The 14,802-nt window shown below is 26.4% G+C and carries 13 protein-coding genes, 1 other RNA gene and 1 pseudogene; 12 read left to right on the top strand and 3 right to left on the bottom strand.

What is annotated here, in order from left to right:
* Positions 1 to 61: 61 nt before the first annotated feature.
* Both AAHM79_RS05520 and AAHM79_RS05515 read left to right on the top strand, forming a co-directional pair.
* Positions 62 to 2,167 (top strand): fructose-specific PTS transporter subunit EIIC, encoded by a 2,106-nt coding sequence (locus tag AAHM79_RS05520; RefSeq protein WP_342257299.1) that lies wholly within the window; start codon positions 62 to 64, stop codon positions 2,165 to 2,167.
* A 33-nt stretch (positions 2,168 to 2,200) separates the two neighbouring features.
* Entirely contained in the window at positions 2,201 to 3,148 is a 948-nt protein-coding gene (locus AAHM79_RS05515; RefSeq protein ID WP_342257298.1) for a type I phosphomannose isomerase catalytic subunit, read from the top strand.
* A 10-nt stretch (positions 3,149 to 3,158) separates the two neighbouring features.
* On the opposite strand, the gene AAHM79_RS05510 is transcribed toward AAHM79_RS05515, so the two are convergent.
* Positions 3,159 to 4,343: a trans-sulfuration enzyme family protein gene (locus AAHM79_RS05510; RefSeq protein WP_425289556.1), complete on the bottom strand. Its 1,185-nt coding sequence runs from the start codon at positions 4,341 to 4,343 to the stop codon at positions 3,159 to 3,161.
* Positions 4,321 to 4,695, bottom strand: a complete 375-nt coding sequence (locus AAHM79_RS05505) for a RidA family protein (protein WP_342257297.1) — start codon at positions 4,693 to 4,695, stop codon at positions 4,321 to 4,323. The genes AAHM79_RS05510 and AAHM79_RS05505 overlap by 23 nt, the downstream gene beginning before the upstream one ends.
* Before the next feature lie 486 nt (positions 4,696 to 5,181).
* On the opposite strand from AAHM79_RS05505, the gene AAHM79_RS05500 reads away from it, so the two are divergent.
* Positions 5,182 to 5,496, top strand: a complete 315-nt coding sequence (locus tag AAHM79_RS05500; RefSeq protein ID WP_252320859.1) for an HU family DNA-binding protein — start codon at positions 5,182 to 5,184, stop codon at positions 5,494 to 5,496.
* Here the strand turns inward: AAHM79_RS05500 and AAHM79_RS05495 are convergent.
* Positions 5,493 to 5,954, bottom strand: coding sequence for a Holliday junction resolvase RecU (locus tag AAHM79_RS05495; RefSeq protein WP_342257296.1), 462 nt, complete (start codon positions 5,952 to 5,954; stop codon positions 5,493 to 5,495). The two genes, AAHM79_RS05500 and AAHM79_RS05495, sit on opposite strands and share 4 nt — an antisense overlap.
* 76 nt (positions 5,955 to 6,030) lie before the next feature.
* Here AAHM79_RS05495 and AAHM79_RS05490 point away from each other — a divergent pair, with 76 nt between their 5' ends.
* The 9 genes and pseudogenes from AAHM79_RS05490 to AAHM79_RS05445 all read left to right on the top strand — a co-directional run bounded on the left by AAHM79_RS05490 (position 6,031) and on the right by AAHM79_RS05445 (position 14,773).
* The gene (locus AAHM79_RS05490) at positions 6,031 to 6,348 is read left to right on the top strand and encodes a DivIVA domain-containing protein (RefSeq protein ID WP_338959370.1); all 318 of its coding nucleotides are present in this window, start codon (positions 6,031 to 6,033) and stop codon (positions 6,346 to 6,348) included.
* A 29-nt stretch (positions 6,349 to 6,377) separates the two neighbouring features.
* Positions 6,378 to 6,727: RNase P RNA component class B (gene rnpB, locus AAHM79_RS05485), an RNA gene on the top strand.
* Between the two features lie 48 nt (positions 6,728 to 6,775).
* Positions 6,776 to 7,237, top strand: a complete 462-nt coding sequence (locus AAHM79_RS05480) for a CinA family protein (RefSeq protein WP_342257295.1) — start codon at positions 6,776 to 6,778, stop codon at positions 7,235 to 7,237.
* 53 nt (positions 7,238 to 7,290) lie between these two features.
* A pseudogene (gene recA, locus AAHM79_RS09650) lies at positions 7,291 to 8,042 on the top strand (recombinase RecA); the annotation flags it as partial.
* Positions 8,019 to 8,273 carry a hypothetical protein gene (locus AAHM79_RS09645; protein WP_425289555.1) on the top strand — a complete coding sequence of 85 codons (255 nt, stop codon included), beginning with the start codon at positions 8,019 to 8,021 and terminating at the stop codon, positions 8,271 to 8,273. The pseudogene recA and the gene AAHM79_RS09645, both read left to right, overlap by 24 nt.
* Before the next feature lie 153 nt (positions 8,274 to 8,426).
* On the top strand, positions 8,427 to 10,001 hold the full coding sequence (gene rny / locus AAHM79_RS05460; RefSeq protein ID WP_342257292.1) for a ribonuclease Y: 1,575 nt from the start codon (positions 8,427 to 8,429) through the stop codon (positions 9,999 to 10,001).
* 165 nt (positions 10,002 to 10,166) lie between these two features.
* On the top strand, positions 10,167 to 11,522 hold the full coding sequence (gene ffh / locus AAHM79_RS05455; protein WP_342257291.1) for a signal recognition particle protein: 1,356 nt from the start codon (positions 10,167 to 10,169) through the stop codon (positions 11,520 to 11,522).
* 331 nt (positions 11,523 to 11,853) lie between these two features.
* A complete protein-coding gene (locus tag AAHM79_RS05450; protein WP_174480064.1) occupies positions 11,854 to 12,105 on the top strand; it encodes a hypothetical protein in 252 nt (83 codons plus the stop codon).
* Positions 12,086 to 14,773: an Mbov_0397 family ICE element conjugal transfer ATPase gene (locus AAHM79_RS05445; RefSeq protein WP_342257290.1), complete on the top strand. Its 2,688-nt coding sequence runs from the start codon at positions 12,086 to 12,088 to the stop codon at positions 14,771 to 14,773. Before AAHM79_RS05450 ends, AAHM79_RS05445 begins: the two co-directional genes overlap by 20 nt.
* Positions 14,774 to 14,802: the final 29 nt, after the last annotated feature.

Here is a 14,802-nt window from a genome sequence, read left to right as displayed (position 1 = left end):
TTTTTTTAAAATAATAATTTAATATTATGTCATGAATATTTATTAAGTAAGGAGATGAAGTATGTTGTCTAAACAAGATGATATTTTGACAGTAGAACACGTTTTTCTTGAATCTGATTGTAAAACACAAGCAGAAGCTTTTCAAGAAATAGCAACTTCTGCTAAAAAATTAGGTTTTTTGAAAAAAAATATTAGTGAAAAATCCGTAGTTAATAGTTTTCTACAAAGAGAAGGAGAAGGAACTACTGGTTTTGGTGGTGGTGTTGCTGTGCCACATGCTCGTAATGAAGATATTGTTAAATCAGGAATTTTTATTATGCGTTTTAAACAGCCAATTCCTTGGAAAGCACTAGATGAACAACCCGTTAAAGCAATTATTGCTTTAATTGTGCCACTAAAAAGTGCTGGTAATGAGCACTTGGAAATTTTATCAAAAGTGGCACAAAGATTAACAAAACCGGAATTTCAATCAATATTATTTAATTCAAAAGATAAAAAAGTAATTATTCAATCACTAAATATTAATAATAAATCTAATGTTGAAACTAGTAGTAAAACTATTAGTGAAGATATGAAAGGTTCTTCAAAAAAAACTAAAAATATTATAGCAATTACTGCTTGTCCAGTTGGGGTAGCACATACTTATATTGCACAAGATAAATTAGAAATTGCTGCAAAAAATTTAGGTTATAATATTAAAGTTGAAACTCATGGTAGTATTGGTATTAAAGGTGCTTTTACAGCAACTGATATTGCCAACGCTGATTTAGTTATTATTGCAGTATCGGCCGGTGTTGCAGATTTAAAATTAGAACGTTTTAATAATAAACCATTATATAAAGTAGAAATTAGCAAAGTTATTAAAAATCCTGAAAGTATTGTTAATGATGCTTTTGCTAACGCAAAACCTTATGAAATAAACAAGTCAGAATCGGGACAAAAAGCGGAAAAAGAAAATAAATCAAATGATTTATTTACTACTGATAAACAGGGAATTATGAAACATATTATGGCTGGTGTTGGCTATATGGTTCCATTTGTTGTTTTTGGTGGAATTATGTTAGCATTATCAATTGGTATTGCTAAAGCAGTTTATGGTGTTGACTTTTATATTTCCAAGTTACCACATAATCATTTTCTTTATTTTATGAATCAAGCTGGAAGTATTGCTTTTACATTAATGATTCCAATTTTAGCTGGTTTTATCGCTAATTCAATTGCAGGACGTGCTGCCTTGGTTCCGGCAATGGTAAGTGCATATGTTGCTAATACAGCAGGATTAGTTTATCCAATTGCTGGTTTAGAGCCAAAGGTTTCTGCTGGATTTTTAGGAGCATTATTAATTGGTCCAAGTGTTGGATATTTAGTAAGATGAATTATTAGTTGAAAAGTACCAAAGACTATTGCTCCAATTATGCCAATTTTCTTTATTCCTATTGTAGTAACATTTTTAATTAGTTTCACTTTTATTTATGCAATTGGAGCTCCAATTGGTTGAATAATGGAACAATTTCAAAATGGGTTAACCCACATGCCACGTGAAGCAATGGCAGCAATTGGAATGTTGCTAGGAGCCATGATTGGATTTGATATGGGTGGTCCAATTAACAAAGTTGCTTTTTTAGCAGCCTCAACAACTATAAATGCTGATCCTAGTTCACAATTATTTATGGGAGCAGTAGCTGCAGCTATTCCTGTTGCACCACTTGGAATGGGTTTAACAACTTTGATTTTTCGTAAATTCTTTAATGAAAGTGAACGTACATTAGGTTTAACAGCAATGTTAATGGGGTGTATTGGTATTTCTGAAGGTGCGATTCCTTTTGCAGTAAGAGATCCAAAACGTGCTATTATTAGTAATATTATGGGTAGTGCTGTTGCTGGTAGTATTGCTGGTGTTTTCTTATTAACTGATGCTGCTGGTCATGGTGGTCCTATTGTTGCTATCTTAGGTGCAGTTAGTTCAGTTAATTATGTGCTTTGGGTAAGTATTCTTTTATTCTTTTTAGCCATTATTGTTGGAAGTATTGTTACTTGTTTAGTATATGGTGGATTATTAATTATTCAATCACGTAATATTAAGGTTTTTAAATTAATGAATGAAAGAATCATGAAAATATTTAATAGTAAAAAAACTAAATCTAAAAATAGTAAAAATAAAGTTTAATTGAACAAATAATCAAAGTTTAGGAGAGTGAATATGAATAATAGCACATCACAAATAATTTTTTTAAAACCTGCTTTTATTCGCAAATTGTGAGGTAGTCAAAAATTAGCACACAAATTTAATTTTGATTTACCTAAAAATACACCAATTGGTGAAGCATGATTAGTTAGTGCTCATCCCAATGGAATGAGTTATGTTTTAAATGGCGAGTATAAAGGATTAAGTTTAGCAGAATTGTTTAAACAGCAACCTAGTTTATTTGCTAATCTTGATAGTTCAGGTAGTGTGATTAATAAAGAATATCCATTGTTAACAAAAATTTTAGACGCAAATGATAGTTTAAGCGTTCAAATTCACCCTGATGATAAATTCGCAGAAAAAAATCATAAATGTTTAGGAAAAACTGAATGTTGGTATATATTAGAATGTTTATCCAAAGGTAGAGTTATTTTGGGTCATAATGCTAAAACCAAAGATCAGTTTAATCAATGATTGGCAAAAGAACAATGACCTAAACTATTAAAATATATACCAATTAAAAAAGATCAATTTATTTATGTTCCTTCTCTAAAAATTCATGGTTTATTGGCACATACTATGGTTTTTGAATTACAACAATCATCAGATATTACATATCGTTTATATGATTATGATCGTAAAGATGAACTTGGTAATTTACGAAATTTGCATTTGAAAGAAGCATCAACTATTGTTTTAGCTCCTGATTTAAATAGTAGTGAAGCTAATGGTCATGATAATTATTTAGTTGATAACAAGTTTTTTAAGTTAATTAAATTAATTAATGAGGGAATTAACCATTATAGTTATCCTAATACTAGATGATTGCAAATCTCAGTATTGGATGGTAATGGTATAATTGATGATACTAGTATTAAAAAAGGTGACTCATTTATTTTACCAAATGGTTATACTGATTTTTGTTTAAGTGGTAATATGTTGTTGATGGTTGCATATTGCTAATAAATAATTATTATAGTTTTTTTAATGCTTGTTCCAAATCATTTCACAAATCTTCAACATATTCAATACCAATTGAAAGACGAACAAGACCTTCTGAAATATTTGCATCTGCTAATTCTTGTGCATTATAATTAGAATGTGTCATTGAAGCAGGATGTTCAATCAATGACTCAACTCCACCTAAAGAAACTGCCAAAATTATTAATTTTAAATTATTTAATAGTTTGATTCCTCCATCATATCCACATTTTAATTCGAAACTAATAATTGCTCCTGGTAATTTCATTTGTTGTTCATAAAGTACTTGTTCTGTTGCTGAATTAGTTAGTCCAGGATAAAATACTTTTTTAATCTTAGGATGTTCTTTTAATCTTGCTGCAATTATTCTTGCATTTTTGCAAGCTCTTCATAATCGTAATTCTAAAGTTGATAGTCCTCTTAAAACAAGAAAGGCATCATGAGGTGATAATACAGCTCCTGTTAAATCTTTTAATCCTTCAAAACGAATTTTATTTATTAAAGTACTTTTACCACAAACAATTCCGGCCATAACATCAGAATGACCGTTAATATATTTTGTTGCTGAATGGATAACAATATCAGCACCAAAAATTAATGGTTTAGTAATGATTGGTGTAGAAAAAGTATTATCAACAATTACTTGAATTTGCGGATTATATTGATGGACAATATCACTAATTGCTTTAATATCTAAAATTTCTAAAGTAGGATTAGCTGGTGTTTCGAAAAAAACAACTTTAGTATTTGGTTTTAAATTTTTTTTAATTTCATCAAGTTTAGTAAAATCAGCAAAATCAACTTCAATTTGAAAGCGTGATATTCCTTTTTCAATAACTGAATGAGTACCACCATAAATTGTTTTTGATGATAATAAATGGTCAGTAGCATTCAATAATGTTCAAAAAGTAGATGCAATGGCCCCCATACCCGATGAGAAAGCAATTGCTTCTTCTGATCCTTCTAAATGTGCCATTCGTTTTTCTAAAACAGTTGTTGTTGGATTACCAATTCTTGTATCAACATATCCTTCTTCTTTTAAATTAAATATCCTACCACCTTGTTCGGCACTATCAAAAGCAAAAGTTGTTGATAGATAAATAGGAGGTAGAGCGGCTCCAAATTTATCATTATAATTACCACAATGAACTAATTTAGTTGCACTTACCTTTACAATTTAGCAATGCATCTTTGGGAATTCTAGCAACTTGAACTGCTGCTCTTGCTGGAGCGTGTTTACCAAATATTTCTTCATAAACTTTATTCATTTCAACAAAGTGATTTAAGTCTTTTAAGAAAATATTAACTTTTACAATATTATTTAAAGTAATATTAGCAGCTTCACAAATTGCTTTAATATTTAATAAACTTTGCTTAGTTTGTGAAGAAATGTTAGTGCCAATAAATTCACCTGTTTTACTATTAATTGGTAATTGTCCAGAAATATATAAAAAGTCACCTGCAATTATTGCTTGACTATATGGCCCAATAGCAGCAGGAGCATTAGGCGTATGGATAATATTTTTCATAGTTTATCACTCTTTCTAAAATTATTATGTTTTTGCATCATTGAATATATTAGTAAAATGTAGCGTTATTTTTAAGTTATTTACGTGGTATTAAATAATTAATTAGTAATATAAAATTAGCATCATTAATTATTAAAACTTGAACAACTATAAATATATTTTACATGTTTTTCTTTTCATTTTTTTAATAATTATTTTTCATTTTAATTTTAATTAAATATTTATTTAATATTTTATTATCAGTATTGAAAATTAAATTTTATTTTTATTTTTTAACCTTTATAAGTGTAAAAAAAATATTATTCAAATAATTTTATCATTTTTTTAGAAAAAAAATACATTTTATGGTTCACTTTATAAAATGTTACTATATAATTTGATTACAGACCAGTAACATTTTTAAATTGGTTTGAAGATAACGTAGTTATAATAATATCTATAATAGACATTATAATTATAATTATTAAAACATTAGGAGGAAATTTTATGGCAAAAAGTAATTCTAAAACAAAGACAGAAATTATTAAGATAGTGGCGCAAAAGTCTGACGTCACAATTGCCTTAGCGACTAATATTATTGATTTATTTTTTGAAGAGATAAAAGTTGAAGTTGCAAATGGTGGTAAAATTAATATACCAAAATTTGGAATATTTGAAACTATTATTCGTGAAGCAAGAACAGGTCGTAATCCCCAAACTGGTGAATCTATTGTAATTAGTGCTTCTAAAGCACCTAAATTTAAAGCGAGTTCTGAATTTAAAAAACATACTAATCAACAAACAGAAACTTTAGCTTCTTAAATTAAAAATTTTAAAAAATCAAGATAAAATGGATATATAATTTCTAATTTATATCCATTTTGTTCTACTTGTTTATATGTCAGTGCTTTTTTTTGAACTTTTAAAAATTTTAATTTTTCTCAAAAAACTAAAAAAAAGGCATTATGTTCTGAAAAATAAATAATAACAAAACTAATAGCATTAAGATAAAAAGCATTTTCTAAGTATTCAAGTTGATGTTTTTTAAAATTATTTCATGGTAATGTTAAAGACTTAGTACTTTTTGCTTCAAAACACAAATATTTACCATGATAAACTCCATGATAATCAACATTACTTTTTTCTTTAAAAATTTTATTGTTTTGATATAAAATTGATGGATTTTGTTTAAAAATTAGTGCTTGTTTTTCATTATTTATAATTTCAATAGTATAATTAATTATAGTTTCAAGAAACATTCCACGGTTAGCATAAAACATTATTTTAATTCCCCCTTACATATAGAATATTACTAACTTTGGAATAGTTTTCCTTTTAATTAAAGGAGGTATAAGTATGAATATTTGTAAAAAGGATATTATAGATAAAGAATTTACTGTTGATTATAAAGGCTATGATTCTAAAGAAGTAGATTTATTTCTTGATTTAGTAGCTACTAATTATGAAATACTAGAAGAATTTGTAAATAAACTAAAAAAGCAAAATGCAATTTTAGAAAATAATAATTACAAGTTACTTAAAGAAATTGATGTTTTAAAAACACAAATTTTAGTTTTAAAACAAGAAAAACAAAAATTAGAAGAAAAAGGTGTAGAAAATGTTGATATTATTACGAGGTTAAGCAAATTAGAAAGTATTGTACATGAAGAATAAATATGTTATAATTTTTTTCTAAAAGAATAAAAAATGAGCTAATCGCTGCATTAGTATGTAGAGGAAAGTCCACGCTCGCACTTTCTGTGATGAAAGTAATGTTTGTGTTAGAGAAAACAATAACTCTAAGCAGTAATTCTGACGGCTGACAAAAACCTAAGTTTTTTATTCAATAAGGTTCTAGTCTATAAAAGTGTCATAGAGACGAGTTTTAAGGAAACTTAAAAGCTGGAACGAGATAAACCCCACAAGCGAGAAACCCAAATTTAGGTAGGGGCATTGGTTTATTAGAAATGAATAATAAACCGAACTATTGTTTACAATAGTAGATAAATGGTTAGCACTTGCAAGAAGCAAGAACAGAACGTGGCTTATGATTTTTTTATTCTTTTTTTGTATTGTAAATTATTTGATTGAAGGTTTAAAAATGACTGAACTTTTAGTTTTATTAGATAAATTTAATTTTAGAATTAGTTGTTGTGAAAGTATTACTGGTGGACTTTTTGCTCAAGAGATTACTAGTATTGCTGGTGCTTCTAAATATTTTAGTGGTGGTTTTATAACGTATACTAATGAATCAAAAATCAATATTGTTAAAATTAAAAAAACAACCATTGAAAAATATGGTGTAATAAGTAAACAATGTGCTATAGAAATGGCTTTAAATACACAAAAAATTTTAAAAACAAATATTGCTATTAGTTTTACTGGAAATGCAGGACCTAATGCTCTAGAAAATAAACCGGTTGGTTTAGTATATGTAGGTATTGTTATCAATGATAATGTTTGATGTGAAGTGTTAAATATTTCAGGTAATAGAAACGAAATTATATCAACTATAGTAGCAAAAGCAGTAGTTATTTTAAAAAAAATTTTATTAAGTTTTTAAATTTTAAAAAGGAATTATCTTACAGAGTTATTAATATTTTGTAGGGTGATTTTATGGAAATAAACATTAAAGAAAAAGAGCAATTATTAGAAAAGGCCATTAAGCAAATTGAAAAAGAATTTGGCAAAGGTGCTATTATGTTACTAAGTGATAGTAGTATTGGCGATATTGAAGTTATTAGTTCAGGAAGTATATTATTAGATGATATTTTAGGTGTTAAAGGTTTTCCAAAAGGTCGTATTATTGAAGTTTATGGACCAGAATCGGCAGGTAAAACTACATTAGCATTAATGGCTTTAGCAGAAGTTCAAAAACAAAATGGTAGAATAGCATTTATAGATGCTGAACATGCATTAGTTCGTCAGTATAGTCAAAAATTAGGTGTTGATATTAGTCGTTTATTAATTACACAACCAGATTCAGGAGAATAAGCATTAGAAATACTAGATATTCTTGTTAAATCAGAAGCTTGAGATATGATTGTTGTTGATTCAGTAGCAGCATTAGTTCCACAAATTGAACTTGATGGTGATATGAATGATCAAACAATTGGTGCTCAAGCGCGATTAATGTCTAAAGCATTACGAAAATTAGTGGAAGTATCGCAAAAACTAATTCTATTGTTTTATTTATTAATCAAATTCGAGAAAAAGTTGGTATTATATATGGTAATCCTGAAATAACACCCGGAGGAAAAGCATTACGTTTTTATAGTACAATTAGACTAGAAGTACGTAAAGGTGAACAATTAATCAAAAGTAATCAAATAATTGGTCATAAAATAAAAATAAAAGTTGTAAAAAATAAAGTAGCACCACCATTTAAAACAGCAAGTCTTGATTTTTGTTTTGAAGAAGGATTTTCAAAAATTAGTGAAATCATTACAATTGCTGTTGAGAAAGAAGTTATTAATAAATCTGGTGGCTGATACACTTATGAAAATGTAAAATTAGGACAAGGAAAAATAAAAGCAAAAGAAAGTTTAGAAACAAATACTTTTCTTTTAGAACAAATTAAGGAACGAATCAAGTTTTAAAAAAAACATGCTAAAATTAATGTAGGATTATTATCCTACTTATTTGTGTGTAGATATTAAAGAAGAAAAATATAAAATTTTAATTTTATTTAAGTTTTTGAGTGTAAGGATTCTTTTTCTTGTAGGTGTTTTGCAGCCAGGAGAAAAATATAAATGGAAAAAAATATGTTAGCTATATTATCAAATATAAGTAGTCAACAGTTTGGAATGTGAGTAGGTATATCAATTTTTCTAGCAATGATAGTAGGGATAATTGCTGGATTTCTAATTAGAAAAATGTATTTAAAAATTAAAGAACAACAAAGTTTTACTAATATTTTAAAGAGAGAAAAAGAATCTCAAAAATTAATTCAATCCTCAAGAGCCGATGCAAAAATTGAAATAAGTAAAATGAAAAAAGATTTGTATTTAGAGATTGAATATCGTAAAGAACAAAATTTAGAATATGAGAAACTTTTAAATAAAAGAGAACGCAAATTAAGTGAACGTGAAGAAATAATTGAAACACAAACACAAAATCTTTATCATCAACGTGAAATTGTAAAAAATGTTAAATTAGAATATCATCAAAAAATTGATCAAATTATTATGGAATTAGAAAAAATTTCTGGTATGAGTCGAAATGAAGCAAAAGATGAATTGTTTAGTAAATTAAAAGAAAAATTATCATTAGAATTTAATAAAATTATTAAAAATCATGAATATAATATTAAACTTCAATCTAAAGAGTTAGCCAATAATATTGTTAGTGAAGCAATAGAACGTTATGCAAGTAATTTTATTGTTGATAAGTCAGTATCATATGTTAAGTTACCTAATGAAGAAATGAAAGGCAGAATTATTGGTAAAGAGGGTAGAAATATTAAATCTTTTGAGTTAACAGCAGGTGTAGATATTATCATTGATGATACGCCAGAAACAATTCAAATTTCTTCATTTAATCCGATCAGAAGAGAAATTGCAACTAGAGCTTTAGAAGATTTAGTTAAAGATGGAAGAATTCATCCAATTAGAATTGAAGAAATCTTGAGATTTCATGAGCAGGAATTAAATGAAGGTTTTAAAATTGATGGTAAAAAAATTATTGATGAGTTAAAATTAACTGGTTTTGAACCAGAGTTAGTATCTTATATTGGAAGATTAAAATATCGTACAAGTTATGGTCAAAATGTTTTATTGCATTCCTTTGAAGTTGCCAAACTTGCAGGAGCAATGGCAGCTGAATTGGGTTTAGATGTTAATATTGCAAAACGTGCTGGTTTATTACATGATATTGGTAAAGCTGCTGATTATGAATTAGAAGGTTCACATGTTTATAATGGTGTGATTTTAGCAAAAAAATATGGTGAAAGTGATATTATTATTAATGCTATTCATTCTCATCATGGTGATGTTGCAAAAGATAATGTTTATTCTTCTTTAGTTTCAGCTGCTGATACATTATCAGCAGCTAGACTTGGTTCAAGAAATAATTCATTAGAAGAATTTATAACTAGAATTAAAGAAATTGAAGATTTGTGTAAATCTGTTAAAGGCGTAGAAAAAGCATATGCTGTTCAGGCTGGAAGACAAATTAGAGTTATTGTGGATCCTAAAGTTATTAATGATTTTGATGCTCATATATTAGCAAGAAACTTAAAACAAAAATTAGAACAAATGATTACAATACCGGGCGATATTCATATTACTGTTATTCGTGAAGTAAGAGCAACAGAATTAATTAATTAAAAAATTAATTAATTATTTTTTAGAGAACCCTTAGGTTCTCTTTTTAACTTTATAAAATATATAATTTGTTAATTCAAATATTTATTTTTTTATGTTTAATTTATTTTTTCATTATTATTTTAGTGTTAAAATAATGTAGTCTTAAAAATAGAGGAGAATATAAATATGAGTTTTGCTGACATTATGTCAAAAAAAGTACAAAAAACATTAGAAAAAAATTTAAGTAAAAAAACTTTAACCATGGAAAATATGGAAGCAACAATTAAAGAATTTAGATTAATTTTGTTAGAGGCTGACGTTAATTTTAGAGTGGTTAAAACTTTAACTAATGAAATTATTAATAAAGCAAAAGGTGAATTTATTAAAGAAGGCTTAGATCAACAAGAAATGTTAATTAAAATTATTCATGATGAATTAACAAAGATTATGGGTACTAAGAATGTTGAATTAGATTTATCTACTAATCCTACTGTTATTATGATAGTTGGTTTACAAGGTTCTGGTAAAACAACAACAATATCTAAACTAGCAAAGTTGTTAACAGATAAATATCAAAAAAAATGTTTACTAGTTGCAGGAGATATTTATCGTCCAGCTGCTGTTGAACAATTAAAAGTTTTAGGAAAACAATTGAATATTGAAGTTTTTTCCCAAAAAAATGAAACTCCTACTAATATTGTTAAAAATGCTCAAATATATGCTAATAAAAATAAGTTTGATGTAATATTAATTGATACAGCTGGAAGATTACACATTGATGAAAAATTAATGCAAGAACTAGCAGAAATAAGAAAAATTACTTCACCAAAAGAAGTTTTACTTGTTTGTGATGGTATGGCAGGACAAGATATAATTAATGTTGCTATTGAGTTTAATAATACTATTCCTATTACTGGAAGTATAATCACTAAATTAGATGGTACTGCTAAGGGTGGTTCAGCTCTTTCAATTTCTTATTTAACAAAGATTCCTGTTAAGTTCTTAGGAATGGGTGAAAAGGTAACTGATTTAGAGGTTTTTTATCCAGAAAGAATGGCAGAACGTATTTTAGGAATGGGTGATCTTACTACATTAATGGAGAAGGCCGAAAGTATAGTTTCAACTCGTGATGTTGAAGAAACTATGAATAGAATGATGTTAGGTCAATTTGATTTGAATGACCTTGTTAATCAAATGAAGCAAATTCAAAAAATGGGTAAATTGGGCTCACTTGTAAAAATGATTCCTGGTATGTCTGCTAAAATTAGTGATGCTAAAATTAGTGATGCTGAAACTGATTTAAAAATAGCAGAATATATTATTGCTTCAACAACTGCTCAAGAACGTGAAAAGCCACAAATTTTACGTTATCCAACTAGAAAAGCAAGAGTATTAAAAGGCTCAGGTCGTTCAGAAAAAGAATTAAATAAAGTGCTAAACCAATTTGAAAAAACTAAAAAAGTTATGGATCAAATTGCTGGTCAGATTAAAAAAGGAGAAATGCCAAATATTCCAGGATTAGATAAGTTAATAAAAAGTTAGAAAAATAAAAAAAATTTGTTATTTTTTGTTAATTTGTTAAAATTTATTTAACTCAAGAAATGTATAAAACTTTGATTTCTTGAGTTTTTATAGATATTATTTTATTAAAATTTTTTTAAATTTTCTTCTTTGCTTTTAAAAATTTAATTTATTTTTTAAAGTAAAACTAGATTTTAAAAAGAAAATAGTGTTTAAATAGTGGGTTATTTTAAATTAAAAATATAGCAAAAATTTATTTTTTCTTTTTCAGTTGCTTAATAATATTTAGGGAACAAGATAACTTGGAATTGTGTTTAGTAAACAAATTAAATTCAGTTAGGAGACAATGATTATGAAAGATACGTATACATCTGTTCGATTAGCTCAAAAGCCACAAAATTCTTTTGCTTGCTATCGATGTGGTAGAGTAATTTTGATAGCTGATTACTTAGAAGGAATAAATATTCAAGTTAATTGCAGTCGTTGTGGCTTTAAGAAGCGTGTTAATAGTATAAAGATAGAGAAAATAAACAGTAAACCAAATTCAGCGCTAAATTCTAATGAAATTTCAAAAGAAAAGATAAATGAAATTTTTAATTCCTAAAACTATTAAATTTGTAAAATTACAAATTTGGAGAAGTGTTGGTTTAATTGATTTATTAATTATTTTAATGGTAGTTGGATTTGCTTCAATTATTATTTTATTATTTCAAATTGATATTATTTTTAAAATATTAGCTGTTATTTTAGTTGGTTGTGCTACTATTCCGCTTACTTTTTATTGACAGCCAAGAAAAAAAGGATGAGAAATTATTTTATTATGATTTAAATTTCATAGTAAAAATCGTTATTATAAATCTGAAAAAAATTCACAAATATTAGTACCATTTAAAAAAATTATTAGTAAGAATGTGATGCAATTAAATGTGAAAAATACAAATTATACTAGAGCTTTATTATTGGAGGGTTTTAATATTACATTATTATCTAATGAAGAAGCCTCAAATAAAATTAAAGATTTAGCTGCAGCTTTTAAAATTATTAATATTTCTATGTCTTTAATAAAGATTGATATGCCTTTAGATATAACTGCACAAACTAATTTTTATAAAGAACAACTCGAAAAAATTGATTTAGAAAATATTAGTGAAAAAGCAAAATTAGCAAGAAAATTTCAAATGATATCAGCAATTAATGCTAATAATGAAATTCAAAATCAAAATGAAATGACGCAACCATTTTTTTACTTATTTTTTTATTCATCAAATCAAGAAAAATTAAAAGAAGAAGTAAATGCTTTTAAAAATTATATCAGTCGTAGTGGTGTTAAAGCTAGTGATATTAATTGTTTTGAAATGATGGTTGTTTATAGTAAATTAATAAATTCTAATGAAAATGCTTCGTTAGAAGAAATGTTTACTACAAAAAAAGAAGAAACTGTTAAAAGTAAAGATTTAACTAATGATTTAGCGATTAAAGAATTATTAGTTCATAAGAATAATTTAGAATTTGCTAATTGTTTTCAAGCTGTTTATAACATATATGATTATCCATTTGAAGTTTCAGCAGTCTGATTAGCAAATTTAGTAAATATTCCGAATACTAGTTTAATCTTTACTTTTAATAGTATCAGTGAAGAAAGTGCTAAAAAACAATTGAATAAAGCTATGCAAAATTTAGCAACTTTAAATTTTATGACAAAATCATTATCAGAACGAAGAGATTATGATTATCATTATCAATCATTAAATGAATTATTAGATCAAATTGCTGGTGGTGGTGAAAAAATATTTAATACTAATATGTATTTATTAATTAATGGTGCTGATCGTAAGCAACTTAAGCAAAATATTAGTACTTCCGAATACGAAATAAAAAACAATAATATGAAGTTTGATAAATTATATTATCGTCAATTAGAAGCTTTTTTATCAGTAATGCCAGATAGTGCTGATTGATTTAAAGAAACAGGTCACGAAATGCCATGTTTAACAATAGGTGCTAGTTTTCCTTTTTTAAATCAAGAATTAAATGATAAACAAGGACTGTTTCTTGGATTTAATGAAAGTGGTAATAAAGTATTTTTTGATCAAAGAACTAAAAGTAGTACTCGTAAAAATCATAATCAATTAATTATTGGTACTAGTGGTTCAGGAAAATCTTATACTTCTAAAAAAGAAGTAAATTATCAAATTATGCTTGGTCATAAAGTAATTGTTATTGATCCTGAACGTGAATATCGCGATTTATGTAATTATCATGATGGAAGTTGAATTGATGTTGGTGACGGTTCTTCTGGCAATATTAATCCATTTCAAATTACATTGGCACTGAGTGATGATAATACTAATGATAATAATACTCGTGATATTTTAGCACCACATATGCAATTCTTAGAACAATTTTTAAACGTTGCTACTGGTGGATTAACGAGAAATGAATCAAGTTTATTAATGATTTATGTAAATTTAATGTATGAAAAATTTGGTATTACTTCTCGAACAAAAATTCATTTATTAAAACCAAATCAATTTCCAATTTTTCAAGATTTATATGATATTATTGAATCTGATATGGTTAAAGAAGAAGAGATTAGAAGTAAAAATGAATTAAAAAATTTACTAATTATATTATCAAGATTTGCAACTGGTGGTACTGATGCTAATTTATGAAATGCTCATACTAATATTAATAGCAGTAGTTTATTACAAGTTTATGATTTATATACTTTAACGCAATCAGGGAATAAACGTTTAGTTAACGCTCAAATGTTTTTAATTTTGAAATATATTGAAAATGAAGTACGAAAAAATAAAAATGATAATGAAATTAATAATAAACAACAATGAATTTCAATTACTATTGATGAAGCCCATTTACTTATTGATAAAGAATTTCCAGCAGCATTATTATTTATGTATCAAATTGTTAAGAGAATTCGTAAGTATACAGGTATGATAAATATTATTACACAAAATATTAACGATTTTCTTGGTTCTGAAGAAATTAAAAAATATACTACTGCTATTATTAACTCAAGTCAATATTTAAAAGTATTAAACTTACAACCTCATGATTTAGCGGCATTAAATGAATTGTATTCTTCATATGGTGGCATTTCTGCTAATGAAACTGATTTTATTGCTCGTGCTAAAGTTGGTGAATGTCTTTTTGCTATTTCTAGTTTATATCGTATGTGTTTAAATATTAATGTTAGTGATGCTGAAACACAAGCAATTAAAAATATAAAAAATAAAGAAATTGAAAATTAGTATATTTTTTTATACATTATCGATTTCAT

Origin of the sequence: Spiroplasma endosymbiont of Nomada ruficornis, from assembly GCF_964030795.1 — a bacterium.
In the GTDB taxonomy this organism is placed as follows: Bacteria; Bacillota_I; Bacilli_A; order Mycoplasmatales; family VBWQ01; genus Spiroplasma_E; species Spiroplasma_E ixodetis_A.
Note: the sequence above shows the minus strand (reverse complement) of the source record. Positions and strands in the feature narration are given on the sequence as shown.